We start from the raw sequence: 25,734 nt of genomic DNA, 5'->3' as shown, positions 1-25,734 counted from the left end.
CGGCGTAGGGCGACATCCGTCATCGTGCCTCTTGCAATAGTGTGCGTTGCACAGTACAGTGCTTCACATGAGCATGGATGACACGACTGCCGGCCACCTGCAGGAGCTGCGGCGCGGCACGGTCGTGCTCGGCTGCCTGATCCGGCTGCGCGAGCCCGACTACGGATACGCCCTGCTCGAGGCGCTCAACGGCATCGGCATCACCGTCGACGCGAACACGCTGTACCCGCTGCTCCGGCGCCTCGAGAAGCAGGGCCTCCTCACGAGCGAGTGGAACACCGACGAGGCCCGGCCTCGCAAGTTCTATCGCACCGGCCCGGCGGGCGAGCAGCTCGCCGGCGTCCTCACCGCCGACTGGAAGAACATCGACCGGGCGCTGACCCGGCTCACCTCGGGAGACGAACGATGAGCGAACCCACGCCCACCCTGACCGACCGCTACGTCTGGGCGGCCGCCCGCCGCATGCCCGAGGCGCAACGCACCGAGTTCGGTCGCGAGTTGCGCGAACGCATCGGCGACGAGGTCGACGCCCGCCTCGCCGACGGGACGGCGCCGGCCGACGCGGAACGCGCCGTGCTCGTCGAGCTCGGCGACCCCGACGCCCTCGCCGCCGAGTACGCCGACCGGCCGATGCAGCTCATCGGGCCGCGCTACTTCCTCGCGTGGAGGCGACTGCTGACCCTCCTCTACGCGATCGTGCTCCCGATCGCCGGAGCCGGCCTGCTCCTCGCGCAGCTGCTGGCCGGGGCCGAGCCGGGCGAGATCGCCGGCAGCGTCGTCTCGACCCTGCTCGCGCTCGTCGTGCACCTCGCCTTCTGGGTCACGCTCGTGTTCGCGATCCTCGAACGGTCGCCGCAGACGCAGGCGCTCGCCCCGTGGACGCCCGAGCAGCTGCGCGAGCTGCCCGACACGGGCCGGTCGGGTCGCCTCAGCGACCTCATCGCGTCGCTCGTGTTCCTGACCCTCTTCGCCGTCGTGATCGTCTGGCAGCAGGCCGAGCCCTTCGCGTTCGGGGCCGCCGACGCGATGCCCATCCTCGACCCCGAGCTGTGGTCGTTCTGGCTGCCGTACTTCCTCGTGCTGATCGTGCTCGAGATGCTGTTCGCGATCGCGGTCTACGCCTGGGGCTGGAACTGGTGGCTCGTCGCGGCGAACGTCGTGCTCAACGTGGCCTTCACCGTGCCGGCGCTCTGGCTGTTCGCCACCGGGCAGCTCCTCAACCCCGAGTTCCTCGAGGTCATCGGCTGGCCGTGGGGCGAGGGATCGGACGTCACGACGATCGTGATCGTGGTCGTCTTCGTCGGCGTCGCGATCTGGGACGTCGTCGACGGCGTCATCAAGACCGTGCGTGGTCGGGACGGGTCGGCGCTCGCGCTCGGCCGGATCTGAGCCGGGCGGTCGGATGCCGCGGGGTCGTCGCCCCGCGGCATCCGCCGTCTCGCGACTACTTCGGCTGCATCCGGATCGCGCCGTCGAGCCGGATCACCTCGCCGTTGAGCATCGGGTTCGCGATGATCGACCGCACGAGCGCGGCGTACTCGGCCGGGTGGCCGAGTCGGGACGGATGCGGCACCTGCTGCTCGAGCGACGCCCGGACCTCGTCGGTCATGCCGGCCATCATCGGCGTCTCGAAGATGCCGGGCGCGATGGTGGCGACGCGGATGAGCAGCTTCGACAGGTCGCGCGCGATCGGCAGGGTCATCCCGGCGACCGCGGCCTTCGACGCCGAGTAGGCGGCCTGGCCGACCTGTCCGTCGAACGCGGCCACCGAGGCGGTGCTCACGATGACGCCGCGCTCGCTCGTGGCCGGTCCGCCCGGCACGCCGGCCGAGACCGGCTCGGTCGCGGCCATCGCAGCCGCCGCGAGCCTCGTCACGTTGAACGTGCCGATGAGGTTCACCCGGATGGTGCGCTCGAACGCCTCGAGCGGCGCCGGGCCGTCGCGACCCACGGTCCGGTTCGCGGTCACGATGCCCGCGCAGTTGACCGCGATGCGAAGCGGAGCCAGCTCGGAGGCCGCGTCGACGGCCGCCTGCACCTGCGCCTCGTCCGCGACATCCGCCGGCACGAATCGGGCGTGCTCGCCGAGTTCGGCCGCCGCCTGCTCGCCGCGCGGACCGGGCAGGTCGACGAGCACGACCTGCGCACCGCCGTCGACGAGCGCCTGCGCGGTCGCGCGGCCGAGTCCCGATGCGCCGCCCGTGACGATCGCGGATGCTCCGCTGAGTTCCATGTGGTTCCTTCCTGTGGTGTGTTCGACGAGTGTTTCCGTTCGTCGCGAACCCGGCCCACCGAACGGGCCAGTTCCCGTCGAACGGGAACGCTCGACGAGTGGGAGCTCAGAGGCGTTCGATGATCGTGGCGTTGGCCATGCCGCCGCCTTCGCACATCACCTGGAGGCCGTAGGTACCGTCCGTCGCCTCGAGCTGGTTCACGAGGGTGGTGAGCAGGCGCGTGCCGCTGGAGCCCAGGGCGTGCCCGAGGGCGATGGCGCCGCCGCGCGGGTTGAGCTTCGCGACATCCGCCCCCGTCTCGGCGAGCCAGGCGAGCGGGACCGACGAGAACGCCTCGTTCACCTCGTAGGCGTCCATGTCGGCGTGGGTCAGGCCCGCGCGCTCGAGCACCCTCGCCGTCGCCGGGATCACCCCGGTGAGCATGTACAGCGGGTCGCTGCCGACGACCGAGAACGCGCGGAAGCGGGCGCGCGGTTCGAGCCCGAGCTTGTCGGCGGCGTCGGCGCTCATGATGAGCGCGGCCGACGCCCCGTCGGTGAGCGGCGAGGAGTTGCCCGGCGTGATGTTCCACGCGACATCCGGGAACCGCTCGGCAAGGGCGTCGGTGCGGAACGACGGGTTCAGGCTCGCGAGCGAGTCGACGGTGGTGCCGGGGCGGACCGTCTCGTCGACGAGCCGGTCGACCCCTGCGACGGGCACGAGCTCGGTCGCGAACGCGCCCGACTCCCCCGCCTCGGCGGCGAGCGCGTGCGAGCGCGCCGCGTACCCGTCGAGCTCGTCGCGCGAGAAGCCCCACTTCGCGGCGATCAGCTCGGCCGACACGCCCTGGTTCACGAGTCCCTCGGGGTAGCGGGCGCGGAGGCGCGAGCCGAACGGGTCGGCCCCCGCCGCGCTCGATCCGAGCGGCACGCGGCTCATCGACTCGACGCCGCACGCGATCACGATGTCGGCCTGGCCGGCGAGCACCGCCTGGGCGGCGAAGGTCGCGGCCTGCTGGCTCGACCCGCACTGCCGGTCGATCGTCGTGCCGGGCACCGACTCGGGGAAGCCGGCGGCGAGCAGCGCGTTGCGGGTGACGTTGTACGACTGCTCGCCGATCTGGCTGACGCATCCGCCGATCACGTCGTCGACGAGCGCGGGATCGAGGTCGTTGCGGTCGACGATCGCGGTGAGCACGCCCGCGAGCAGGTCCACGGGGTGCACGCCGGACAGCATGCCGCCCGGCTTCCCGCGCCCCACGGGGGTGCGGATCACGTCGATGATCACGGCGTCGTGGCTCATGGGTTCAGCCTACGACCGCGCGGGACTCAGCCGACCTCGGCGACCTCGGGCACGGCCGCGGCGACGACCTGCTCGACGCGCACCGGCTGTCGCTCGGGCAGCACGCGCGGGTGGGTGCCCGCCATCGCCTCGATGACCCGCACGACCTGGCACGAGTAGCCGTACTCGTTGTCGTACCAGACGTAGAGCACGACGTCCGTGCCATCCGCGATCGTCGCCAGCCCGTCGACGATGCCGGCGCGGTTCGACCCCACGAAGTCGGTCGAGACCACCTCGGGCGACTCGATGTAGTCGACCTGCTGGCGCAGCGGCGAGGTCAGCGACACCTGGCGGAGGTACGCGTTCAGCGTCGCCTTGTCGGTCGGCTGCTCGAGCTGCAGGTTCAGGATGGCGAGGCTCACGTCGGGCGTCGGCACCCGGATGGCGCTGCCGGTGAGCTTGCCCTGCAGCTCGGGGAGCGCCTTCGCGACGGCCTTCGCAGCGCCGGTCTCGGCGATGACCATGTTGAGCACCGCCGAGCGGCCGCGACGGTCGCCCTTGTGGAAGTTGTCGATGAGGTTCTGGTCGTTCGTGAACGAGTGCACGGTCTCGACGTGGCCGCGCACGATGCCGTACGCGTCCTGGATCGCGGCGAGCACCGGGGTGATCGCGTTGGTCGTGCACGAGGCCGCCGACAGGATGCGGTCGTCGGCCGTGATCGCGTCGTGGTTGATGCCGTGCACGATGTTCTTGATCGCGCCCTTGCCGGGCGCGGTGAGCAGCACGCGAGCGACGCCCTTCGACTCGAGGTGACGGCCGAGGCCCGCCTCGTCGCGCCAGCGGCCCGTGTTGTCGACCACGATCGCGTCGGAGATGCCGTACGCGGTGTAGTCGATCGTGCCGGGATCGTCGGAGTAGATCACCTGGATGAGCGTGCCGTTCGCGAGGATCGTGTTCGCCTCCTCATCGACCGCGATGGTGCCCTGGAAGGGGCCGTGCACCGAGTCGCGACGCAGCAGGCTGGCGCGCTTCACGAGGTCGTTCTCGCTGCCCTTGCGCACCACGATCGCGCGCAGGCGCAGCCCCTGGCCGCCGCCGGAGTGGGCGATGAGGATGCGGGCGAGCAGGCGCCCGATGCGGCCGAAGCCGTAGAGCACCACGTCGGTTCCGGATGCCGCGGGCTCGCCGCCCTCGACCAGCACCGGAGCGAGCTCGGACCGCAGGAAGTCGACCAGCTCGGTGCCGGGCTCGGCGGTGTGGAAGCGCGCAACGAGGCGGGCCACGTCGATCGACGCGGGCGACGGCTCGATCTCGGCGAGCGCCTCGAGCACGCGCATGGTGTCGTCGAGTGCGAGCTCGACATCGCCGGCCTGGCGGGCGAAGCGGTGCGCCTTGAGCAGGTCGACGGTCGAGGCGTTGATGAGCCGCCGGCCGTGGATGGAGGTCACCACCCCGTGGCGTCGGTAGAGGCCGCCGATGAGCGGGATCATCCGCTCGGCGAGTTCCTCTCGGGCGATCCATTCCTCGCGGCGGGTTTCGAACTCGTGGTTCACGTCAGGCCCTTCTCGGCCGCGCGCGATGGTGGGCAGCGTCGACCGCACTCAAGTTGGGGATGAACAGAATGCTACCGGCCCGGATGAGCGGGAAGGGCGTACACGGTGGTACCTCGGGCCGCTGCCAGTGTACTCGACGTCGATATGCGGCCAGGAACCCGGCCCGAACAGATGGCGCGCCGCGCGCCGCGACACGGGTCAGGCGAACGTGTCGTCGACGAGCGCGATGTCGGAGATCGCGACCCGCTGCGGCACGCCGTCGAACGCCGCCGCGCGGGCGTCGGACGCGAGGTACTCCTGCTCGAGCGCGCGGAAGGCGTCGGCGTCGCCGGGCGCGCTCACGGCCCACACGAACTGGTTCGCCTCGCGGATGCCGTACGCGAACTCGATCGTGAAGCCCGCGGCGGGCCGCACGCGCGGCATCCACTCCTGCCACCACGCCACGAAGGCGTCGTACTCCCCGTCGACGAGCGTGTACCGGCGCAGCTGGGTGGTCTTCACCCGAGCCATTCTGCCGTGCGGCGGCAGCGGATGACGCGCCGCATCCTTGCGCGGTCGGTCAACCGCGGCGCGCAGCGCGACAAGGCGGCGCGGAGCGGCGTCCCTAGCGTGGAGGGCCACGACTCGATGTGGAGGAGACATGACCATCGACACCCCGACCGGCGTCATCGCGGCGCCGTACGCCGACCTGCTCGGCGCGATCGCGCCCGAGGCGGGCGAGGTCCGCGACATCCTCGACCCGGCGACCGGTGAGGTGATCGGCCGGGCACCCGTGCAGACGGTCGCCGACCTCGACCGCGCCGTCGCCGCGGCCAGGGCCGCCCAGCCTGCCTGGGCGGCGCTCGGACATGAACGCCGCAGCGAGCTGCTGCTCGCGGCGGCCGACGCGATCGACGCGAACGCCGAGGCGCTCGCGCACCTCCTGTCGCGCGAGCAGGGCAAGCCGCTCAACGGCCCGAACGCGCGCTTCGAGGTGGGCGGGGCATCCGGATGGATGCGCGCCGCCGCCGCGACGCCGCTCGAGACCGAGGTGGTGTTCGACGACGGACAGACGCACGCCGAGCTCACGTATCGTCCTATCGGCGTCGTCGGCGCGATCGGGCCGTGGAACTGGCCTCAGATGATCAGCGTGTGGCAGATCGCGCCGGCGCTCCGCATGGGCAACACCGTCGTGGTGAAGCCGTCGGAGTACACGCCGCTCAGCGTGCTGGCGCTCGTGCATGTGATCAACACCGTGCTGCCCGAGGGCGTGCTGCACGTCGTCAGCGGCGGACGCGACGTGGGCGCCGCGCTCTCGACGCACCCCGAGGTCGGCAAGGTCATGTTCACGGGCTCGACCGCGACGGGCAAGGCGATCATCCGCAGCTCGGCCGACACGATCAAGCGCCTCACGCTCGAACTCGGCGGCAACGACGCCGGCATCGTGCTGCCCGACGTCGACCCGAAGGCCATCGCCGAGGGGCTGTTCTGGGGCGCGTTCATCAACACCGGGCAGACCTGCGCCGCCCTCAAGCGCCTCTACGTGCACGAGGACGTCTACGACGCCGTGTGCGACGCGCTCGTCGACGTCGCCCGCTCGATGCCCATGGGCATCGGCCTCGACGAGCAGAACGTGCTCGGCCCGCTGCAGAACCGGCAGCAGTTCGAGATCGTCGACCGCCTCGTCGAGGCGGCGAAGGCGTCGGGCGCTCGGGTGCTGCTCGGCGGCGACCCGGATCGCGACCAGCCGGGCCACTTCTACCCGACGACGCTGATCGCCGACATCCACGACGGCGCCCCGCTGGTGGACGAGGAGCAGTTCGGTCCGGCGCTGCCGATCATCCGGTACCGCGACCTCGACGAGGTGATCGAGAAGGCCAACGGCGTCGACGTGGGCCTCGGCGCCTCGGTGTGGTCATCGGACCGCGAGCAGGCCCGCGCCGTCGCCGCCCGGATCGACGCCGGCACCGTGTGGATCAACGCGCATGGGGCCGTGCACCCCCTGGTGCCGTTCGGCGGTGCCAAGCAGTCGGGGTACGGGCTCGAGTTCGGCGTCGAGGGCCTGAAGGCGCTCGGGGTGCCCCAGGTGATCAACGGCTGACGTCCCACTCGTCACGACACGGCGGCCGCACGGATCCATCCGTGGGGCCGTCGTCGTCGTGCGCGCCCGTATCGTGGAGGGCGAGCGCACCGACATCCGGGAGAGGCCATGCCGAAGATCGTCGATCACGACGAGCGACGACTCTCGATCGTGCACGCGACGTGGCGGCTGATCGCCGCGAAGGGGTTCCGCGCGACGACCATGCGCGAGATCGCCAAGGCGTCGGGCGTCGCGAACGGCGGCCTGTTCCCGTACTTCCGGAACAAGGAGGAGCTGATCGGCGCGACGTTCGAGCACGTGTTCGAGGCGACGAACGAGCGCTTCGCCGCCGTGCGCGCCGACCTCGAGGGGCTGCCCGCCCTGCGCGCCCTCATGCTGCAGATCTTCCCGCTCGACGAGGAGCGCCTGCTCGAGGCGCGCATCGTGATCCCGTTCTGGGAGTACGCGGCCAACGAGCCCGAGCTGCTCGAACTCCACGAGCGCACGATGCAGCAGTGGCGCGGCGAGATCTCCGACCACCTCGAGACGGCCAAGCGGCTCGGCGAGATCCGCGACGACGTGGATGTCGCGCGCTCGACGGACCTGTTCATGGCGCTGCTCGACGGCGTGCAGGTCGTCGCGGTCGTGTCGCCGGGCACGTCCTCAGCTGAGCGCCTCACCGGCCTGCTCGACGGCTACCTCGACCTGTTGCGCTGACCAGTCGGTGAGGGCGGATGGCGCCGCTCGCGCCATCCGTCCTCGTGCGAAGTCACGGGCTCAGTGCGCGTGGCCCGAGCAGGTGCACGCGCCGGAGGCGCAGTCGCATGCGCCCGCGCCGTCGTGCGCGCCGTGCCCCGCGACATCCGCGTGGCAGGCCATGCCCATCGACTCGGATGACGGCACGTTCAGCGTGGGGTTGCGGTCGAAGAAGCCGTACGGCTTGAGCGTGAACTTCGCGTAGTCGACCGGCATGACGGGCCAGTCCTCGACGCGCGGGAAGTGCGTCGGCCCGAAGGTGTGCCAGACCACGAGGTCCTCGCCATCGATCGAGCGGTCGGCCGCGGTGTAGCGGGGCAGGCCGTCGCCGCCGGGGTTCTGGTTCACGAGATCACCGGCGGGGTAGCGCTCGTCCTGCGCGTACCGAGTGACCCACAGGTGGTTGCGCGTGAAGCCTGCGCGCTTCGCGATGACCGACTCGGGGTCGGCCATGAGCGTCGGCAGGCCCTGCGAAAGCAGCTCGTAGGCGACCGGCTGGCCGAGGCGGTTCTGCTTCTCGGTGTTCACGATGTGCCACGCGCGGCCCACGCTGAGGTCGGCGTCACGCACGCCCTCGGACTCGGTGCGCAGGCGCGTGCGCCGCTTCGTGAACGCGTTGCCGTACTCGTTGCCCTCACCCATCGGCAGGCGCACCGCGTCGACCTCGTCGACCGCGTTCGCGACGCCGTCGACCATCATGTCGAGGCGCGCGCTGAACAGGTGCTGGTGGTACGGGGCCCCGAGCCCGGGCGCGACCTGGCTCGCGTGGTCACCGGCCTCGGGGTCGTAGGCCGACGTGAACAGTACGCCCGTGAGCTTGGCCTCGCACTCGATCGTGCCGTCGAGGTACAGGTACCAGTAGAACCCGTAGTCGTAGTTGCCGACGGTCGTGAAGAAGCTGATCACCAGGCGGCGCTGGCGGCGCACCTCGTTCGAGCCGGTGTAGATGTCGGTGTGCTTCCAGAGCGTGCCGTAGTCCTCCTCGTGCATGCAGATCGCGTTCGGGATGACGCGGGGGTTGCCGAACTCGTCGGCGAGCGTCGCATCGAAGTAGCGGATCTCGCCGAGGCAGTCGCAGCCCAGCACGAGCGAGTTGGCGTACCGGCCGAAGACGTACTCGCCGGTGTCGAAGTAGTTCTGCCAGAACCGCGCCGGCGACGGGTCGCCGTACGGCACGACCATCTCGGCGATGGAGGCGCGGTAGACGATGTCGCGCTCCTGCCCGCCCTGGTCGGCGTCGACATATCGGATGCGACGCAGCACGAGCCCCTCGCGCGCGTCGAAGGCGATTGAGAAGCGCCAGTTCGCCCACGACACCTCGTCGCCCTCGACGCTGAAGCTCGGACCCTCGGGCTGCGTGATCGCGATGGGCTTGAGCGTGTCGAGCGGAGCGCCCTGCACCTCTGGGTCGTCGAAGTTGCCGCCCTCGGCGGGGATGTCGTAGACCTTGTGATCGACCAGCTTGAACATGCGGCCCTCGACCATGTCGACGTAGGCGCACAGGCCGTCGACGGGGTGCGCCCAGCAGTGGTCCTGCTCGTACTGCCGCATGAAGGCGAGCACCCGGATGACGCGGCGCCCGCGCTCGTCCTCGAAGCCGTACTGCCCGGCCGACAGCGGTGCGAGCGCCACCTGGTCGTGCGTGATGCCGCGCTTGGCGAGCGCCGCGCGCCACTCGTCCTCCGCCCCGAGCATGTCGTATATCGCCTCGAACTCGACATCGAGGATCGGCAGCTGGCCGTCGGCGCCGTCGATCTCGTCGGCGCGGATGACCGAGCGCTCGGTGAGCGAGACGCGCGCGTCGTGCGCGGCCCCCGTCGCCTGGTCGAGCAGCAGGGCGCGGATGACGCGGGGCAGGTCGCCGCCCGCGAGCACCTCGACCTTGTCGGGCTCGTCGACGCCCACGTACACGAAGCGCGTGGACTCCTGCACCAGCCCGGCGGCGGCCAGGATCTCCCGGGTCGCGACGATCTCGTCGGCATCGAGGCCGCGGAGCGGATCGGCGGATCCGGCGGCGGAAGCGGTGGGGGCGAGCGCGGTGGTCGCGGTCGCGGCGTGCGAGTGGTGGGCCTGAGCGGCTGACATCGTCGTCATGCTGGGTTCCTTTTTCTCTACGTTTGTTGAGTAATATAGCTCGCAATCACGAGACAGGGAAGTCCGGAGATGAGCGAACTCGCACACGGCGCGATGCTGATCGGCGCACTGGGGGGTGCGGCCTGCGCGGTCGGCGGCGGCCGTCGCACGGCACTCGACCTCGCGGCATCCGCGGCCATGCTCGTCGCGATGACCGACATGGCGTTCACCCGATTCGTACCCGCACTGGCGTGGACCGCGGTGCTCGCCGGCCTCGGCATCGCGCTCGGCACCCGCCTGCGACCGACTCGCGCCGCGACCCAGCCCGCACTCTCCGCCGGGCGTCGCGGCCACGCGCTGTACCGGGCGCTCGCGTTCATCGTCGGCGCCTGGGCGTTCGTCGCCGCCGGCCGTGGATCGGGCGCCGCACCCTCCGCGACCGGCCACACGCACGCCGACGCCGGCCTCCCCTTCGTGGTGGCGACGCTGGTGATGACGGCCTTCGGCGGATGGCTCGTGGCGGCCGAGCTGCGGGAGCGTCGGCGGGCGCGCCGCGCCGGGTCCGTCCACGACTCATCCGGATGGGCCCGGCACACAGCCGAGGCGGCGAGCACGACCGTCATGCTCGCCGCCATGGCCGTTCCGGGACTGCTCGCCGCGCTCGCCTAGATGCCGCGGTGCGGCTCGTGGTCGAACGCGGCCGCTTCGGCTTCCTCGATGCCGTGCCCGATGTTGCGGTAGAGCCCGGGGTCGCGGCGACGCAGCACGAAGGCCCAGATCACGCCGAGGATGCCGGGGACGATGAGCAGCGCCGGCAGCACGAACGTGAGCGCCGAGGGCTCGGTCTGGCCGAGCAGCACGTCGAAGTTCGCGACGATGAGCGCGAACACCGAGAAGAGCACGATCGCGGCGATGGTCGGCGCGACGACGGCCGCCCAGGCGCTCACGCCGCGTCGGTCGCGGCGGAAGAAGCCGATGACCGCGATCGCGATGATGCCCATGAGCAGCACGAGCCCCATCGCGCCTGTGTTCGTGAGCCACGTGAACATGGTCAGCACCGGGTAGAGGAACTCGACCGGCGCGAAGTCGGCCTCGAGTCCGAGGCCCTCGCCCGCGACGACGAACGCGAGCGTCACGACGAGCGCGATGACGCTCTGGGCGACCGACCCCGCCCACGGTGCGCGCGATCCGGACCGAACCGCGCCGAGCCCGCGGTGCAGCACGCCCTCACGACCCAGCGAGTAGAGGTAGCGCGCGACCGCGTTGTGGAACGACTGCAGTGCCGCGAACAGGCTCGTGAGGAAGAGCACCTGCATGATGTCGCTGATGATCATCGGGGCGTGCTCGCCCATGAGCGCGAACATGAGGTCGGGTCCGGCCGTGGCCGACGCCTCGACGATCTGCGACGGGCCGATGCCCACGGTGAACGCCCACGCGCTGAACGCGTAGAACACGCCGATGATCGCGACGGCCGAGTACGTGGCCCGGGCGACCGTGCGCTTGGGGTCCTTCGCCTCCTCGCCGTAGATGGCGGCCGACTCGAAGCCCATGAACGCGGCGATGCCGAACGCGAGCACGGCGCCGACGCCGGGCACGAAGAGGTTCGCGGGCTGCAGCGACGCGGTGCTGAGCCCCTCGGGCGCAACCGCGAGCGACACGAGGTCGAACACGAGCACGGCGACGAACTCGAGTGCGACGAGCGCGCCGAGCACCTTCGCCGAGAGGTCCACGCGGTTCACGCCGAGGATGCCGACGATCACGATGCAGACCAGGATCCACAGCCACCAGGGCGTGACGATGCCGAACTTCGCCTCGAGGAACATCGAGGCCTGGAACCCGAACAAGCCGTAGATGCCGATCTGCATGGCGTTGTAGGCCACCAGTGCGACGAGCGACGCGCCCACGCCGAACGGCCGGCCGAGGCCCTGCGCGATGTACGCGTAGAAGGCGCCGGCGTTCGTCACGAATCGGCTCATCGCCGCGTAGCCGACCGCGAACACGGCGAGCGCGGCCGCCAGCAGGATGAACGAGAGCGGCACGCCGATGACACCCGTCACCGCGAAGGTCGTGGTCACGCCGCCCGCGACGACCGTGAGCGGCGCCGAGGCCGCGATGATCATGAAGGTGACGGATGGCACGCCGAGGCGGCGGTGACCGAGGTCACCGGTGGTCGTCGGCGGCGGCATCGTCGGCGCTGAGGTCATGGCAGGAACCCTTCGTCAGGTCGGAGCGAAGCCGGGGCAGCCTCGCACGATGCCCGTCATCATCGTCGCGCACCTCGGCGGCGGGTTGTCCGAGCGCGAACGCCGCTTGTCCTCGGATGCACGGCTCGCCTGTCGCTCTTAGCCCTACAGGCGTAGACTTACCCAACCTGTGCCGGACGAGGACGTCCGGAGGAAGACCGAGGTCACGCCGTGCCCCACGTCCCCGAGACATCCGCCGCCGACATCACGACCGCGCCGCTCGACTTCACGGAGTTCAGCGCGATCGTGTCGCAGTCGTTCGTGCCGCTGCGCGTCCATTCCGACCGGCCCGAGCCGTTCCGCGGCGAGGTGCGCACCGCGGCATCCGACGACGTGCACCTGTCGGTCGTCACCGCCGATGCCCACGACATCCAGCGCACGCCCGCCCTCGTGGCCCGCAAGGAGCAGCGGTACTTCAAGCTCGGGCTGCAGCTGTCGGGCACGGGGCTCCTGATCCAGGACGGACGCGAGGCGGTCGTGCGCCCCGGCGACCTCGCCATCTACGACACGAACACCCCGTATTCGCTCGTGTTCGAGGAGCGCTTCAGCACGGCTGTGCTCATGGTGCCGCACCGGCTCATCGAACTCCCCACCGAGGCGGTGCGCGGCATGACCGCGACGACGCTCCCGGGCGAGGAGGGCCTCGCACGCGTCGTCTCGGGCTTCCTCGGCGGCCTCGCAGGGCAGCTCGACCAGCTCGACGGCCCGGTGGGCGCTCGGCTCGCGCGCAACGCGGTCGACCTCGTCACGACGATGTACGCCCAGCAGCTCGACGTCGCGCGCGACGCCGACAAGCCGCACCGGCCGGTGGTGCGCCGCGTGCAGGCCTACATCGACGAGCACCTGCCGCTGCCCGACCTGAACCCCTCGACGATCGCGGCCGCGCACTTCATCTCGACGCGTCACCTGCACGCGATCTTCCACGAGGAGGGCCTCACGGTCTCGAGCTGGATCCGCGCTCGGCGCCTCGACCGGTGCCGCCGCGAGCTGGTCGACCCGCTCGCCGCGCAGCGGCCGGTGAGCGAGGTCGCAGCCCGCTGGGGGTTCCCGGATGCCGCGCACTTCAGCCGCGCGTTCCGCGCCGAGTTCGGCGAGCCGCCGTCGGCCGTGCGCGCGCGGGCGCTCGCGGGCTGACCCGCCGGTATACTCGGCAGCGTCCAGGCACCCCTCGTCCGAGGTGGCGCCGGCGCTCGAAAAATGGGCGCGAAGCGTCGCCGATGCCGGCGTCGGCCGCGAGACACATACGGAAGCACGACATCCGTCTCGTCTCGAAAGGCTTCGCCATGCCCACCGTCTCCGCGCACGTCGCCCGCACCCTCGCCGCCCACGTCGACCACGTCTTCGGCGTCATGGGCAACGGCAACGCGTACTTCCTCGACGCGCTCGAGCGCGACACCGACGCGACCTTCACCGCGGTGCGTCACGAGGCCGGCGGTGTGGTCGCGGCCGACGCGCACTTCCGCGCCTCGAACCGGCTCGCCGCGGCGACCGCGACGTACGGCGCCGGTTTCACCAACACCCTGACCGCGCTCGCCGAGGCCGTGCAGGCGCGCGTGCCGCTCGTGCTCGTCGTGGGCGACGAGCCGACGTCGGGCCCGCGCCCGTGGGATGTGGACCAGATCGCGCTCGCCTCGGCCGTCGGCGGCCGCACCTATACCGTGGGCCGAACGGATGCCGCGGCGACGACGGTCATCGCGCTCGAGCACGCCCTGACCTACCGCGTGCCCACCGTGCTCGCGATCCCGTACGACGTCGCCGCGCTCGAGGCCGGCGACGTGCCGCCCACGCCCCAGCCGAACCTGCCTGGACCGCTGGCGCCGCGCGGCCCGTTCGCCCGGCGTGCGATCGCCGATCTCGCGCGGGCACTCGCGGGCGCGCGCCATCCGCTGCTCATCGCCGGCCGCGGCGCCTGGCTCGCCGGCGCCGGCGAGGCGCTCGGCGCACTCGCCGACGCGACCGGCGCCGTCACCGCGACCACCGCGCTCGGGCGCGGCGTCTTCCCCGCCGGAGGCTACGACCTCGGCGTGACGGGCGGCTTCGGCGCCGAGGGCGCGATGGAGCTCATCCGCGAGGCCGACGTCGCCGTCGTCTTCGGCGCCTCGCTCAACCAGTTCACGATGCGCTTCGGCGAGCTGTTCGCGCCGGGGACGCACGTCGCCCAGGTCGACGTCGGGCCTGCGGCGACGCACCGGAACGTGGGCGCCTTCATCCAGGGCGACGCGGCAGTGGTCGCGCGCGTGCTCGTCGACGAGCTCGTGTCCCTCGATGCGACGAGTTCCGGATGGCGCGAGTCGATCGATCTCGCGCCGCTCCGCGCGCACGACCCGGGCGTCGGCATCATCGAGGCCGACGGTCGCCTCGATCCGCGCTCGGTCGCCGCCCGCCTCGGCGAACTGCTGCCCGGGGACCGCGTCGTCGTATCCGACGGCGGGCACTTCATCGGCTGGGCGAACATGCACTGGCCGGTCGCCTCGCCCGACCGCATGATGATGGTCGGCACCGCGTTCCAGTCGATCGGCCTCGGCTTCCCGAGCGTCGCCGGTGCCGCCGCCGCGAAGCCCGAGTCCACCATCGTCCTCACGACCGGCGATGGTGGTGGCCTCATGGCGATCGCCGACCTCGAGACCGCGGTGCGCACCGCCGGTGGGCGCGGCATCGCCGTCGTCTGGAACGACGCCGCCTACGGCGCCGAGATCCACCTCTACGGCCGCAAGGGCCTCGCCGAGCCGCCCATGCGCATCCCCGAGACCGACTTCGCCGGCATGGCGACGGCGCTGGGCGCCGAGGGGATCGTCGTGCGCGAGCTCGCCGACCTCGACCGGCTCGCGACATGGTCGACCGAGCGGGTCGATGAGCGTCGCTTCCTGCTGCTCGACTGCCGGATCTCCGACCGGGTCACGGCGCCGTACCAGGAGGAGATCCTCCACGTGAACTCGCTCCCCCGCGACTGAGTCCTCCCCGGTCGACGGATCGGGCGCGGGCCGATGTGGAAGGCTGCTGACATGCCGTCCCCGCAGTCGTTGAGCGAGCCGGACCGCCGCGTCGTCGCGGCGTGGGCAGCGGAGTGTGCCGAGCGCGTCCTGGGCCTGTTCGAGGCCGAGGCCCCGTCGGATGATCGACCACGCGACGCGATCGCTCGAGCTCGAGCTTTCTCCCGCGGCGAGTTGGATGCCGCCGGCGAGATCCGTCGCCGGTTCGTCGCCGGTCGAGCGGCGCACGCGGTGAGCTCTCCTGCGGCCGTGGCCGCTGCCCGGGCCGCTGCCCAAGCCGCCGGCGTCGCCCACATGGGCGCGCACGCCCTCGGCGCCGCCGCCTATGCGGCGAACGCTGCCAGACTCGCCGCGCCCGATCAGCCCGAGGCTGTTCAGGACGAGGTCTCCTGGCAGCTCGAGCGCCTGACCGAGGAAACCCGGTCTGTGCTTCGCAAGCTGCCTCCGGTGGGCGAGGACTCCGCAGGCCCTCTCGGCGCAGGACTGCTCGCGTCAGGCAGGCTCGGGTCGATCATCCGCGAGATCCAGGCCGCGCTCAGCGAGCCCGGGGCGTGAAACGAGCGGATGTCGCGCGCCCTGCGGTACGCGACATCCGCTCGTTCGGAACTTCGCCCGGCCTACTTCTCCCAGACGAAATGGCGCTGCGACTGCTCGGCCTCGTGGTCGGGCCCGAGCGGGATGCCCGTGCGGTCGCGGAGCAGCAGCGTCGCGATGAACGCGATCACCATGACGCCGGCGATGTAGAACGCGACGGATGTCGCGGTGCCGGTCGACTGCACGAGCCAGGCGGCGATGGTCGGGGCGAACGCGCCGCCGATGATCGCGCCGATCGCGTACGTGATCGAGACGCCCGAGTAGCGGATCGATGCCGGGAACAGCTCGGTGAAGTACGCCGCCTGCTGGCCGTAGGTGAAGCCGTTGCCGATCGCGAACAGCGAGACGCCGAGGAACAGCAGCCACGGGTTGCCGGTGTTCGTGAGCGGGAACAGCAGGAACACGGTCGCGAGGAACGCGATCCAGCCGATGATGTACGTGTTCCGGCGGCCGATGCGGTCGGACACGATACCCGCGGCGAAGGTGCAGATCAGCCAGACGATCGAGGCGCCGGCAACGGCGAGCAGGACGGGTGTCCGCTCCATGCCGACGAGTCCGCCGTCCTCGACGGGCGTCGTGGCGTAGTTCTGCAGGTAGCCGCCCGTGGTCATGTAGCCCGCGGCGTTGTTTCCGGCGAACGTGAGCGCGGCGAGCAGCACAAGCAGCCAGTGCCGGCGGAAAAGCGTCAGGATCGGGGTCTTGGCCTTCTCCTTCTTCGCGGCGATCTCCTGGAACACGGGGCTCTCGTCGACGGCCCGACGCACGACGATGCCGACGATGATGAGCACGAAACTCAGCAGGAACGGGATGCGCCAGCCCCACTCGAGGAACGCGTCACCGGGCGAGATCACGCCGGTCATGAGCGCGAGGATCCCGGACGCGAGGAGGAGTCCGATCGGCACGCCGATCTGCGGGAACGCGCCGAACCGGCCGCGCTTGCCGCCGGGCGCGTGCTCGACGGCCATGAGCACGGCGCCGCCCCACTCACCGCCGGTCGAGAGGCCCTGCACGATGCGGAGCAGGATGAGCAGGACCGGCGCGGCCATGCCGATCTGCTCGTACGTCGGGAGCACGCCGATGAGCGTGGTCGCCGCGCCCATGAGGATCAGCGTGATCACGAGCATCGCCTTGCGGCCGATCTTGTCGCCGTAGTGGCCGGCGAGGAACGCCCCCAGCGGCCGGAACAGGAAGCTGATGCCGACGGTCGCGAACGCCAGGATCGTCGCGAACTGCGGACCGGCCGGCGCGAAGAAGAGGGCGCCGAACACGAGGGCGGCGGCGCTCGCGTAGAGGAAGAAGTCGTACCACTCGATCGTCGTGCCGATCACGGTGGCGAAGGCGACGCGACGCAGCTCGTGCGGTCGGGTCGCGGCGTGGAACTCGGTGCCGGGTGTCGCGGTCATGGCGGGATTCGACTCCTCTGTCGGTCCGCGGATGGATGGATGCCGCTCCGAATGTCCGGAGCAGGTTTCGGAGACTATCGTATATGATTTCGGATACCAAATGTGATCACGCTTTCGCGTAGCATCACGAGAGGCCTCGACGACGGAGTGGAGACACATTGCTCGACCCAGCACGCATCACCGAGATCGCCGACGAGCTGCTCGCGGCCGATCGCGACCGCACGACCGTCCCGCTCCTCACCGCGCGCAATCCCGACATGACCGTCGAGGACGCGTACGCCGTGCAGCGGCTCTGGGCTGACCGCGCCATCGAGCGCGGCCGACGGCTCGTCGGGCGCAAGATCGGCCTCACGTCGAAGGTCATGCAGGTCGCGACCGGCATCACCGAGCCCGACTACGGCGTGATCCTCGACGACATGGTCTACGAGTCCGGCGCGGTGGTCGAGTTCGACCGCTTCTCGAACGTGCGCATCGAGGTCGAGCTCGCGTTCGTGCTCGCCAAGCCGCTGACGGGCCCGGGCACGACGATCTTCGACGTGCTCGACGCGACGGCCTACGTCGTGCCGGCGCTCGAGATCCTGAACTCGCACATCGAGATGCAGGGCCGCACGATCGTCGACACCATCTCCGACAACGCCGCGATGGGCGCCATGGTCGTCGGCGGCACTCCGGTCAAGCCCGACGCGGTCGACCTGCGCTGGGTCTCCGCACTGCTCTACCGCAACGAGACCATCGAGGAATCGGGCGTCGCCGGTGCCGTGCTCGGCCACCCCGCGATGGGCGTCGCCTGGCTCGCCGACAAGCTCGCGCAGCACGGGCAGTCGCTCGAGGCGGGCGAGATCATCCTCGCCGGCTCGTTCACCCGCCCCATGTGGGTCGAGCGCGGCGACACCGTCCATGCCGAGTACGGACCCCTGGGAGCGATCACGTGCCGATTCGCATGAACCTGCCCGAGACCTTCGCGGCGCGCCTCGCCGCAGCCGATCGACCGCTCGTCGGCCTCTGGGTCTGCTCCGGCAGCCCGGTCATGGCCGAACTCGTGGCGGGCAGCGGCGTCGACTGGGTGCTCATCGACGGCGAGCACTCCCCCAACGGCCTCGAGTCGATCCTCGCGCAGCTGTACGCCGTGTCGGCCTACCCGGTCGCACCGGTCGTCCGCGTGCCGATCGGCGACACCGTGATCATCAAGCAGGTGCTCGACCTCGGCGCGCAGAACCTGCTCGTACCCATGGTCGACAGCGCGGCGCACGCCGAAGAGCTCGTGCGCGCCATCCGCTACCCCGCCGGCGGCGTGCGCGGGGTCGGCGCCTCGCTCGCGCGTTCGTCGCGCTGGAACCGCGTTCCGGGCTACCTGGCGAACGCGTCATCGACCGTGAGCCTCACGGTGCAGATCGAGTCGGCGGCGGCCGTCGCGGCGGTCGACGAGATCCTCGCGGTCGACGGCGTCGACGCGATCTTCATCGGGCCGGCCGACCTGGCGGCGTCGATGGGACGGCTCGGGGAGCCGACGCATCCCGAGGTCGTCGAGGCCGTCCTCACGGCCCTGCGCGCGGCCGCCGCGGCCGGCAAGCCCGCGGGCGTCAACGCGTTCGTGCCCGAGGAGGCCGAGCGGTACCTCGCCGAGGGTACCGCCTTCGTGGCGGTCGGGGCCGATGTCGCGCTCGTCGCGCGCGCCACCGAGGCGCTCGCCGACCGGTTCATCCCGCTGAGCGACGGCGGGCCGGATGGCGCTCCGCGCGCCTCCTACTAGCCCACCCTTGCACCGCCTGACCCGATCGTATACGATTTAAGATACGAAGAGACGAGGACGCTCATGGCCAACGACGGCATCGCCACGCCCGGCAAGATCATCGCCGTGCACCTGAACTACCCGTCGCGCGCCGCGCAGCGGGGCCGCACCCCCGCGGCACCGAGCTACTTCCTCAAGCCGGCCAGTTCGGTCGCCGCGACCGGCGGCACGCTCGAACGCCCCAGCGGCACCGAGCTGCTCGCGTTCGAGGGAGAGATCGCCGTGATCATCGGCGAGCCGGGCCGCCGCATCGCGCCCGGCGACGCGTGGTCGCACGTCGCCGCCGTCACCGCGGCGAACGACTTCGGCGTCTACGACCTCCGCGCCGCCGACAAGGGCTCGAACGTCCGCTCGAAGGGCGGCGACGGCTTCACCCCGATCGGCCCCGCGCTGATCCCGGCGGCCGACATCTCCCCCGACGCGCTGCGCGTCCGCACGTGGGTGAACGGCGAGCTCGTGCAGGACGACACGAGCGACACCCTGCTGTTCCCGTTCTCCCAGCTCATCGCCGACCTCTCGCAGCTGATGACGCTCGAGAGCGGCGACGTGATCCTCACCGGCACGCCCGCGGGCTCGTCCGTCGTCGTCCCCGGCGACGTCGTCGAGGTCGAGGTCGACGCACCTGATGCCGCGGGCTCGCCGAGCTCCGGCCGGCTCGTCACGCGCATCTCCCAGGGAGCCGAGCCGTTCGGCGACCACGGCACCAAGCCCGCCGTCGACGACCTGCAGCGCGTCGAGGCATGGGGCTCCGAGGAGGAGCTCGCGGCGGCAGTCGCGGCGGGGCGCGCGACGGCGCCGGGCGACGCCGGGTCTCGAGACGGCGCTGACGCGATTCCTCGACCCTCACAGACGTTCGAGCTGAGCGACGAGCTCCGCGAGCGCCTCGGTCGCGTCGGCGTCGCGACCCTCTCCGTCGCGCTCCGCAAGCGCGGCTACCACGACGTGGTCATCGAGGGCGTCCACGCGCTCCGCCCCGGCCAGCGCCTGGTCGGCCGTGCGAAGACGCTCCGCTTCATCCCGTTCCGGCCCGACCTCTTCGCCTCGCACGGCGGCGGCTTCAACGCACAGAAGCGCGCGTTCGACACCGTCGAGCCCGGCGAGGTGCTCGTCGTCGAGGCCCGCGGCGAGCGCCGCACGGGCACCGTCGGCGACGTGCTCGCCCTGCGCGCGAAGTTCCGCGGGGCGGCCGGCGTCGTGACCGACGGCGGCGTCCGCGACGCCGACGCCGTCGCCGAGATCGGGCTCCCCGTCTTCTCGCAGGGGCCCCACCCAGCGGTGCTCGGCCGACGCCACGTGCCGTGGGAGACCGACGTCACGATCGCGTGCGGCGGCGCGGCCGTGCAGCCCGGCGACGTCATCGTGGGCGATGGCGACGGCGTCATCGTGATCCCGCCGGCGCTCGTCGAGGAGGTCCTCGCCGAGACCGAGGCGCAGGAGCGCGAGGACGCGTGGATCGCCGAGCAGGTCGCGCGCGGCGAGTCCGTCGACGGCCTGTTCCCCATGAACGCCGACTGGCGCCGCCGCTTCGAGGCGACCGTTCGACAGGCTCAGGAACCGGAGGAAGGCCGATGAGCGCCGAGAGCAAGTCCGAGCGCGCCTACCGCTTCCTGCGCGAGCGCATCGACGACGGCCGTTACGTGCCCGGCTACCGGCTCGTGCTCGCGCAGATCGCATCCGAGCTCGACGTGTCGGTGGTGCCCGTGCGCGAGGCCATCCGCCGCCTCGAGGCCGAGGGACTCGTGACCTTCGTCCGCAACGTCGGCGCGCAGGTCGCGCTCCAGCAGGAGACCGAGTACCTGCACACCATGCAGACGCTGGCGCTCGTCGAGGGCTTCGCGACGAGCCTGTCGGCGCCGCACCTCACGCCCGACCACCTCGTGCGGGCGCGAGAGGTCAACGAGCGGATGCGACGCACGCTCGACGACTTCGACCCGCACCGCTTCACCGAGCTCAACCGGCAGTTCCACGCCGTGCTGTTCGAGGAGTGCCCGAACCCGCACGTGCTCGATCTCGTGCACCGCGGCTGGAACCGCATGCGCGTGCTTCGCGACTCGTCGTTCAGCTTCGTGCCCGGCCGTGCGCGTGAGTCCGTCGAGGAGCACGCCCGCATCATCGACCTCATCGAGCAGGGCGCGCCGGCGCTCGAGATCGAGCTCGCCGCGCGCGAGCACCGCACCGCCACGCTCGACGCGGTCCTCTCGTACCAGTCCGAGCACAAGCCGCCGACGGATGCCGCGTCGGCGCGCACGACGACCGAACCCGTTCCCGAGCCCGGCGCCGCTGCCGCGGCATCCGCTTCGAGCCAGGAGGCACAGATCGCATGACCCACCACATCCCCGAGGGCCTGCCCGACCGCATCCGCCACTACGTCGACGGCGAGTTCGTCGACTCGATCGGCGGCGAGACGTTCGACGTGCTCGACCCGGTGAGCAACGAGACGTACGTGCAGGCGGCCGCCGGGCAGAAGGCCGACATCGACCGCGCGGTCGAGGCCGCCTCGCGCGCGTTCCGTGAGGGGCCGTGGCCGCGGATGCTGCCGCGCGAGCGCTCGCGCGTGCTGCACCGCATCGCCGACATCGTCGAGTCGCGCGACGCGCAGCTCGCCGAGCTCGAGTCCTTCGATTCGGGACTGCCGATCACGCAGGCGCTCGGCCAGGCGCGCCGTGCCGCCGAGAACTTCCGGTTCTTCGCCGACCTGATCGTGGCGCAGGCCGACGACACCTACAAGGTGCCCGGCCGCCAGATCAACTACGTGAACCGCAAGCCGATCGGCGTCGCCGGCCTGATCACGCCGTGGAACACGCCCTTCATGCTCGAATCGTGGAAGCTCGGCCCCGCGCTCGCCACCGGCAACACGGTGGTGCTGAAGCCCGCCGAGTTCACGCCGCTCTCGGCGTCGCTCTGGGCCGGAATCTTCGAGGAGGCGGGGCTGCCGAAGGGCGTCTTCAACCTCGTCAACGGCCTCGGCGAGGAGGCGGGCGACGCCTTGGTGAAGCATCCGGATGTGCCGCTCATCTCGTTCACGGGCGAGAGCCGCACCGGGCAGGTCATCTTCGGCAACGCCGCGCCGTTCCTCAAGGGCCTCTCGATGGAGCTCGGCGGCAAGAGCCCGGCCGTCGTGTTCGCCGACGCCGACCTCGACGCGGCCGTCGACGCCACGATCTTCGGCGTGTTCTCGCTGAACGGCGAACGCTGCACCGCGGGCAGCCGCATCCTCGTCGAGCGCCCGATCTACGACGAGTTCGTCGAGAAGTACGCCGCGCAGGCCAAGCGCGTCGTGGTGGGCGACCCGCACGACCCGAAGACCGAGGTCGGCGCGCTCGTGCACCCCGAGCACTACGAGAAGGTCATGAGCTACGTCGAGATCGGCAAGGCCGAGGGCCGCCTCGTCGCGGGCGGCGGCCGGCCCGAGGGCTTCCCGACGGGCAACTACGTCGCCCCGACGGTGTTCGCGGATGTCCCGAAGAACGCGCGCATCTTCCAGGAGGAGATCTTCGGCCCGGTCGTCGCGATCACGCCGTTCGACTCCGACGAGGAGGCGCTCGAGCTCGCGAACGGCGTGAAGTACGGCCTCGCCGCCTATATCTGGACCAACGACCTCAAGCGCGCCCACAACTTCTCGCAGGCCGTCGAGGCCGGCATGGTGTGGCTGAACTCGAACAACGTGCGCGACCTGCGCACGCCGTTCGGCGGCGTGAAGGCCTCCGGGCTCGGCCACGAGGGCGGCTACCGCTCCATCGACTTCTACACCGACCAGCAGGCGGTGCACATCACCCTCGGTGCCGTGCACAACCCCACGTTCGGCAAGCAGGAGCACCACGAGACCGACCTCGACGACCCGGACCCGCGCTGACGCGCCATCCCATCGACCCACCCCAGGCAAGGACGCTGACATGACCAACCGCGACGACAAGACGTTGACCTCCTCGGGCTTCTACGTGAGCCAGGAGGCGCCGATCCACACCGACAACCCCATCCCCACCCCGTCGGCGCCGGCGCCCGACATCCTGCGCTGCGCGTACATGGAGCTCGTGGTGACCGACCTCGAGGCCAGCCGCAGGTTCTACGTCGACGTGCTCGACCTCGTCGTGACCGAGGAGACCGAGGACACGGTCTACCTGCGCTCGCTCGAGGAGTTCATCCACCACAACCTCGTGCTGCGCAAGGGTCCGGTCGCGGCGGTCGCCGCGTTCTCGTACCGCGTGCGCACGCCCGAGGACCTCGACAAGGCCGTCGCGTTCTACACCGAGCTCGGATGCCGCGTCGAACGCCGTGCGGAGGGCTTCACGAAGGGCATCGGCGAGTCGGTGCGCGTCGAGGACCCGCTGGGCTTCCCGTACGAGTTCTTCCACGACGTCGAGCACGTCGAGCGCCTCGCCTGGCGCTACGACCTCTACACGCCCGGCGCGCTCGTCCGCCTCGACCACTTCAACCAGGTCACGCCCGACGTGCCCCGTGCGGTCGCGTTCATGCAGGACCTCGGCTTCCGCGTGACCGAGGACATCCAGGACGACGAGGGCACGGTCTACGCGGCGTGGATGCGCCGCAAGCCCACCGTGCACGACACCGCCATGACCGGCGGCGACGGCCCGCGCATGCACCACGTCGCGTTCTCGACGCACGAGAAGCACAACATCCTCGCGATCTGCGACAAGCTGGGCGCGCTCCGGATGTCGGATCGCATCGAGCGCGGACCGGGCCGTCACGGCGTCTCGAACGCGTTCTACCTCTACCTGCGCGACCCCGACGGGCACCGCGTCGAGATCTACACGCAGGACTACTACACGGGCGACCCCGACAACCCCGTGGTGACGTGGGACGTGCACGACAACCAGCGCCGCGACTGGTGGGGCAACCCCGTCGTGCCGTCGTGGTACACCGAGGCGTCGCTCGTGCTCGACCTCGACGGCAACCCCAAGGAGGTCGTCGCCCGGACCGACGCGAGCGAGATGGCCGTCACCATCGGCGCCGACGGGTTCTCGTACACGCGGCACGACGACGGCGAGGGCTCGATGCCCGAATGGAAGCAGGGCGAGTACAAGCTCGGCAACCAGCTCTGACGCGCTGACCCCCGGTCGGGAGGCACCCACGGGGTCTCCCGACCGCGCGCGTCCCGCTACAGTCTGAGCATGCCGCCGGAACGAACCCAGCTCCTGTCCGGGAGGGTGCGCGTCCTCGAGCTCGACCGGTTCGACGACGAGCGGGGTTCGCTGGTCCCGCTCGCGTTCGACGACCTCGGCTTCCGGGTCGCTCGCACCTTCGTCGTGAACGCGCCCGCCGGCGCGGTGCGCGGCGGTCACGCGCACCGCCGAGTGCGCCAGGTGCTCCTGCGAGCCGGCGGCACCATCGAGGTCGAGGTGCGGCACGACGGCGAGCAGGCCCGCGTCACGCTCGACGCGGCCCGGCCGGCGCTGCTCATCGAGCCGGGCGTGTGGGCCGAGCAACGCTACCTCGACGAGTGCGCCGCCCTCGTCGTGTTCGCCGACGGCCCGTACGAGGCCGACGAGTACGTGCACGAGCCCGTCGACGTCTCCGAGACGCCGTCGTGAGGCGGCGCCGGGTCGCGGTCCTCGGGGCCGGCATCATGGGCAGCGCCGTGGCGATCCACCTGGCTCGGCGCGGACTGGACGTCACCGTTCTCGATCGGGAACCGGCGCCCATGTCGGCCGCCAGCCGGTGGAACGAGGGCAAGATCCACCTCGGCTACATCTACGGCGCGGATCCCACGCTCGCGACGGCGCAGCACCTGCTCACGGGCGGTCTCCTCTTCGGCGACCGGCTGCGCGAGCTCATCGACGACGACCTCGCCGGGCACGCGACGACCGAGGACGACATCTACCTGGTCCACCGCGACTCCGTCGTGGGTCCCGACCGCCTGCGGCCGAAATTCGAGGCGATCAGCGAGCTGATCCGCGAGCACCCCGACGCCGGCCGGTACCTCGTCGATGTCGGCGACGCCCGCGCGACCGAGATCGCTCGCGACGAGCTGGCGCGCCTCGCCGGGCCCGACATCGTCGCGGGCTTCCGCGTTCCCGAGCGCTCGGTCGAGACCCGTTGGGTCGCCGACCGTCTCGCCGGCGCACTCGCCTCGCAGGCCGGCGTCACCGTGCGCACTGGCACGGACGTCATCGCCGTCGAGCCGACCGACGGCCACGCTGGCTCCTGGCGCGTGCGGACCGCCGATGGCGAGCACGAGGAGGCCGACCTCGTCGTGAACGCCCTGTGGGACGGGCGGCTCGCGATCGACGCGACCGCGGGCCTCGCGCCGCAGCCGCCGTGGACCCACCGGTACCGGCGCTGCCTGTTCGTCCGCACGCGCCGCGCCCACGAGCTGCCGAGCGCACTCGTGGCCGTCGGCCCGTTCGGCGACGTCAAGAACTACAACGGCCGCGACTTCTACGTCTCCTGGTATCCCGTCGGCCTCGTCGCCGAATCGTCCGAAGTGGAGCTGGCCGCGCCCGATCCGCTGGGCGACACCGAGGCCGACGAGTTCGCTGCGCGCGTCAGGGCTGCGCTCGAGCCCGTGATGCCGGGACTCGGAGCGGTCCTCGACGATGCGGAGTCCGTGGTCGTGCATGGCGGCTTCGTGTTCGCGCGCGGAGCGGGTGCCCTCGATGACCCGCGCTCGGGGCTGCATCGGCGCGACCGGTACGGCGTCCAGCGCCACGGCAGCTACTTCTCGGTCGACACCGGCAAGTACTCGACCGCGCCGTGGTTCGCGCGCGAGCTCGCGATCGAAATCGCCGGGTGAGGCGATGGTCGGAAGGATGGAAGGAACGC

The 25,734-nt window shown here is 71.2% G+C and carries 23 protein-coding genes; 16 read left to right on the top strand and 7 right to left on the bottom strand.

Annotated elements, in window-relative coordinates:
- Positions 1 to 73: 73 nt before the first annotated feature.
- Together ACFQ58_RS12240 and ACFQ58_RS12235 are read left to right on the top strand one after the other, a co-directional pair.
- The gene (locus ACFQ58_RS12240) at positions 74 to 409 is read left to right on the top strand and encodes a PadR family transcriptional regulator (RefSeq protein ID WP_376951383.1); all 336 of its coding nucleotides are present in this window, start codon (positions 74 to 76) and stop codon (positions 407 to 409) included.
- Positions 406 to 1,389 (top strand): permease prefix domain 1-containing protein, encoded by a 984-nt coding sequence (locus tag ACFQ58_RS12235; protein ID WP_376951382.1) that lies wholly within the window; start codon positions 406 to 408, stop codon positions 1,387 to 1,389. Before ACFQ58_RS12240 ends, ACFQ58_RS12235 begins: the two co-directional genes overlap by 4 nt.
- A 55-nt stretch (positions 1,390 to 1,444) precedes the next feature.
- Here ACFQ58_RS12235 and ACFQ58_RS12230 read toward each other — a convergent pair whose 3' ends face one another.
- The 4 genes from ACFQ58_RS12230 to ACFQ58_RS12215 form a co-directional block, all read right to left on the bottom strand.
- A complete protein-coding gene (locus ACFQ58_RS12230; protein WP_376951380.1) occupies positions 1,445 to 2,233 on the bottom strand; it encodes an SDR family NAD(P)-dependent oxidoreductase in 789 nt (262 codons plus the stop codon).
- A 106-nt stretch (positions 2,234 to 2,339) separates the two neighbouring features.
- Positions 2,340 to 3,515, bottom strand: a complete 1,176-nt coding sequence (locus tag ACFQ58_RS12225) for a thiolase family protein (protein ID WP_376951379.1) — start codon at positions 3,513 to 3,515, stop codon at positions 2,340 to 2,342.
- A gap of 26 nt (positions 3,516 to 3,541) precedes the next feature.
- Positions 3,542 to 5,047, bottom strand: coding sequence for a glyceraldehyde-3-phosphate dehydrogenase (locus tag ACFQ58_RS12220; protein WP_376951378.1), 1,506 nt, complete (start codon positions 5,045 to 5,047; stop codon positions 3,542 to 3,544).
- Between the two features lie 198 nt (positions 5,048 to 5,245).
- Positions 5,246 to 5,548 carry a hypothetical protein gene (locus tag ACFQ58_RS12215; RefSeq protein WP_376951377.1) on the bottom strand — a complete coding sequence of 101 codons (303 nt, stop codon included), beginning with the start codon at positions 5,546 to 5,548 and terminating at the stop codon, positions 5,246 to 5,248.
- A gap of 139 nt (positions 5,549 to 5,687) precedes the next feature.
- On the opposite strand from ACFQ58_RS12215, the gene ACFQ58_RS12210 reads away from it, so the two are divergent.
- Complete coding sequence (locus ACFQ58_RS12210; protein WP_376951376.1) at positions 5,688 to 7,127, top strand: aldehyde dehydrogenase family protein; 1,440 nt, start codon at positions 5,688 to 5,690, stop codon at positions 7,125 to 7,127.
- Between the two features lie 108 nt (positions 7,128 to 7,235).
- The gene (locus ACFQ58_RS12205; RefSeq protein ID WP_376951375.1) at positions 7,236 to 7,823 is read left to right on the top strand and encodes a TetR/AcrR family transcriptional regulator; all 588 of its coding nucleotides are present in this window, start codon (positions 7,236 to 7,238) and stop codon (positions 7,821 to 7,823) included.
- A gap of 60 nt (positions 7,824 to 7,883) precedes the next feature.
- Here the strand turns inward: ACFQ58_RS12205 and ACFQ58_RS12200 are convergent, their stop codons facing one another.
- Positions 7,884 to 9,956, bottom strand: a complete 2,073-nt coding sequence (locus ACFQ58_RS12200) for a primary-amine oxidase (RefSeq protein WP_376951374.1) — start codon at positions 9,954 to 9,956, stop codon at positions 7,884 to 7,886.
- A gap of 69 nt (positions 9,957 to 10,025) precedes the next feature.
- Between ACFQ58_RS12200 and ACFQ58_RS12195 the strand changes: the two genes are divergently transcribed.
- Complete coding sequence (locus tag ACFQ58_RS12195; RefSeq protein ID WP_376951373.1) at positions 10,026 to 10,604, top strand: hypothetical protein; 579 nt, start codon at positions 10,026 to 10,028, stop codon at positions 10,602 to 10,604.
- On the opposite strand, the gene ACFQ58_RS12190 is transcribed toward ACFQ58_RS12195, so the two are convergent.
- Positions 10,601 to 12,139, bottom strand: a complete 1,539-nt coding sequence (locus tag ACFQ58_RS12190) for an APC family permease (protein WP_376951372.1) — start codon at positions 12,137 to 12,139, stop codon at positions 10,601 to 10,603. The two genes, ACFQ58_RS12195 and ACFQ58_RS12190, sit on opposite strands and share 4 nt — an antisense overlap.
- 210 nt (positions 12,140 to 12,349) lie before the next feature.
- On the opposite strand from ACFQ58_RS12190, the gene ACFQ58_RS12185 reads away from it, so the two are divergent.
- The 3 genes from ACFQ58_RS12185 to ACFQ58_RS12175 all read left to right on the top strand — a co-directional run bounded on the left by ACFQ58_RS12185 (position 12,350) and on the right by ACFQ58_RS12175 (position 15,723).
- Entirely contained in the window at positions 12,350 to 13,312 is a 963-nt protein-coding gene (locus ACFQ58_RS12185; RefSeq protein WP_376951371.1) for a helix-turn-helix domain-containing protein, read from the top strand.
- A gap of 149 nt (positions 13,313 to 13,461) precedes the next feature.
- Positions 13,462 to 15,129: a thiamine pyrophosphate-binding protein gene (locus tag ACFQ58_RS12180; RefSeq protein WP_376951370.1), complete on the top strand. Its 1,668-nt coding sequence runs from the start codon at positions 13,462 to 13,464 to the stop codon at positions 15,127 to 15,129.
- Positions 15,130 to 15,180: 51 nt separating this feature from the next.
- Positions 15,181 to 15,723: a putative immunity protein gene (locus ACFQ58_RS12175; protein ID WP_376951369.1), complete on the top strand. Its 543-nt coding sequence runs from the start codon at positions 15,181 to 15,183 to the stop codon at positions 15,721 to 15,723.
- A 62-nt stretch (positions 15,724 to 15,785) separates the two neighbouring features.
- On the opposite strand, the gene ACFQ58_RS12170 is transcribed toward ACFQ58_RS12175, so the two are convergent.
- A complete protein-coding gene (locus tag ACFQ58_RS12170; RefSeq protein WP_376951368.1) occupies positions 15,786 to 17,165 on the bottom strand; it encodes an MFS transporter in 1,380 nt (459 codons plus the stop codon).
- Between the two features lie 158 nt (positions 17,166 to 17,323).
- On the opposite strand from ACFQ58_RS12170, the gene hpaH reads away from it, so the two are divergent.
- The 8 genes from hpaH (at position 17,324) to ACFQ58_RS12130 (ending at position 25,705) form a co-directional block, all read left to right on the top strand.
- Entirely contained in the window at positions 17,324 to 18,109 is a 786-nt protein-coding gene (gene hpaH / locus ACFQ58_RS12165; protein WP_376951367.1) for a 2-oxo-hept-4-ene-1,7-dioate hydratase, read from the top strand.
- The gene (locus ACFQ58_RS12160) at positions 18,094 to 18,915 is read left to right on the top strand and encodes an HpcH/HpaI aldolase/citrate lyase family protein (protein ID WP_376951366.1); all 822 of its coding nucleotides are present in this window, start codon (positions 18,094 to 18,096) and stop codon (positions 18,913 to 18,915) included. The genes hpaH and ACFQ58_RS12160 overlap by 16 nt, the downstream gene beginning before the upstream one ends.
- Before the next feature lie 63 nt (positions 18,916 to 18,978).
- Positions 18,979 to 20,526: a fumarylacetoacetate hydrolase family protein gene (locus tag ACFQ58_RS12155; protein ID WP_376951365.1), complete on the top strand. Its 1,548-nt coding sequence runs from the start codon at positions 18,979 to 18,981 to the stop codon at positions 20,524 to 20,526.
- Positions 20,523 to 21,278, top strand: coding sequence for a GntR family transcriptional regulator (locus ACFQ58_RS12150; protein ID WP_376951364.1), 756 nt, complete (start codon positions 20,523 to 20,525; stop codon positions 21,276 to 21,278). Before ACFQ58_RS12155 ends, ACFQ58_RS12150 begins: the two co-directional genes overlap by 4 nt.
- On the top strand, positions 21,275 to 22,807 hold the full coding sequence (hpaE, locus tag ACFQ58_RS12145; RefSeq protein ID WP_376951363.1) for a 5-carboxymethyl-2-hydroxymuconate semialdehyde dehydrogenase: 1,533 nt from the start codon (positions 21,275 to 21,277) through the stop codon (positions 22,805 to 22,807). Before ACFQ58_RS12150 ends, hpaE begins: the two co-directional genes overlap by 4 nt.
- Before the next feature lie 40 nt (positions 22,808 to 22,847).
- On the top strand, positions 22,848 to 24,014 hold the full coding sequence (hpaD, locus tag ACFQ58_RS12140; RefSeq protein WP_376951362.1) for a 3,4-dihydroxyphenylacetate 2,3-dioxygenase: 1,167 nt from the start codon (positions 22,848 to 22,850) through the stop codon (positions 24,012 to 24,014).
- A gap of 69 nt (positions 24,015 to 24,083) precedes the next feature.
- Positions 24,084 to 24,503 (top strand): sugar 3,4-ketoisomerase, encoded by a 420-nt coding sequence (locus ACFQ58_RS12135; RefSeq protein WP_376951361.1) that lies wholly within the window; start codon positions 24,084 to 24,086, stop codon positions 24,501 to 24,503.
- Positions 24,500 to 25,705: an NAD(P)/FAD-dependent oxidoreductase gene (locus ACFQ58_RS12130; RefSeq protein ID WP_376951360.1), complete on the top strand. Its 1,206-nt coding sequence runs from the start codon at positions 24,500 to 24,502 to the stop codon at positions 25,703 to 25,705. Before ACFQ58_RS12135 ends, ACFQ58_RS12130 begins: the two co-directional genes overlap by 4 nt.
- The last annotated feature ends 29 nt before the right edge of the window (positions 25,706 to 25,734 follow it).

It is taken from the genome of Agromyces sp. NPDC056523, assembly GCF_042794545.1.
GTDB lineage: Bacteria > Actinomycetota > Actinomycetes > Actinomycetales > Microbacteriaceae > Agromyces.
The sequence above is the reverse complement of the archived record's forward strand: the minus strand, read 5'-3'. Positions and strand labels throughout refer to the sequence as shown.

Coding starts and splice junctions, on each gene's coding strand:
- hpaE (WP_376951363.1), top strand. CDS start 21,275: ATGACCCACCACATCCCCGAGGGCCTGCCCGACCGCATCCGCCACTAC.
- ACFQ58_RS12235 (WP_376951382.1), top strand. CDS start 406: ATGAGCGAACCCACGCCCACCCTGACCGACCGCTACGTCTGGGCGGCC.
- ACFQ58_RS12150 (WP_376951364.1), top strand. CDS start 20,523: ATGAGCGCCGAGAGCAAGTCCGAGCGCGCCTACCGCTTCCTGCGCGAG.
- ACFQ58_RS12190 (WP_376951372.1), bottom strand. CDS start 12,139: ATGACCTCAGCGCCGACGATGCCGCCGCCGACGACCACCGGTGACCTC.
- ACFQ58_RS12180 (WP_376951370.1), top strand. CDS start 13,462: ATGCCCACCGTCTCCGCGCACGTCGCCCGCACCCTCGCCGCCCACGTC.
- ACFQ58_RS12230 (WP_376951380.1), bottom strand. CDS start 2,233: ATGGAACTCAGCGGAGCATCCGCGATCGTCACGGGCGGCGCATCGGGA.
- ACFQ58_RS12170 (WP_376951368.1), bottom strand. CDS start 17,165: ATGACCGCGACACCCGGCACCGAGTTCCACGCCGCGACCCGACCGCAC.
- hpaD (WP_376951362.1), top strand. CDS start 22,848: ATGACCAACCGCGACGACAAGACGTTGACCTCCTCGGGCTTCTACGTG.
- ACFQ58_RS12155 (WP_376951365.1), top strand. CDS start 18,979: ATGGCCAACGACGGCATCGCCACGCCCGGCAAGATCATCGCCGTGCAC.
- ACFQ58_RS12195 (WP_376951373.1), top strand. CDS start 10,026: ATGAGCGAACTCGCACACGGCGCGATGCTGATCGGCGCACTGGGGGGT.
- ACFQ58_RS12200 (WP_376951374.1), bottom strand. CDS start 9,956: ATGACGACGATGTCAGCCGCTCAGGCCCACCACTCGCACGCCGCGACC.
- ACFQ58_RS12205 (WP_376951375.1), top strand. CDS start 7,236: ATGCCGAAGATCGTCGATCACGACGAGCGACGACTCTCGATCGTGCAC.
- ACFQ58_RS12135 (WP_376951361.1), top strand. CDS start 24,084: ATGCCGCCGGAACGAACCCAGCTCCTGTCCGGGAGGGTGCGCGTCCTC.
- ACFQ58_RS12225 (WP_376951379.1), bottom strand. CDS start 3,515: ATGAGCCACGACGCCGTGATCATCGACGTGATCCGCACCCCCGTGGGG.
- ACFQ58_RS12210 (WP_376951376.1), top strand. CDS start 5,688: ATGACCATCGACACCCCGACCGGCGTCATCGCGGCGCCGTACGCCGAC.
- ACFQ58_RS12175 (WP_376951369.1), top strand. CDS start 15,181: ATGCCGTCCCCGCAGTCGTTGAGCGAGCCGGACCGCCGCGTCGTCGCG.
- ACFQ58_RS12240 (WP_376951383.1), top strand. CDS start 74: ATGGATGACACGACTGCCGGCCACCTGCAGGAGCTGCGGCGCGGCACG.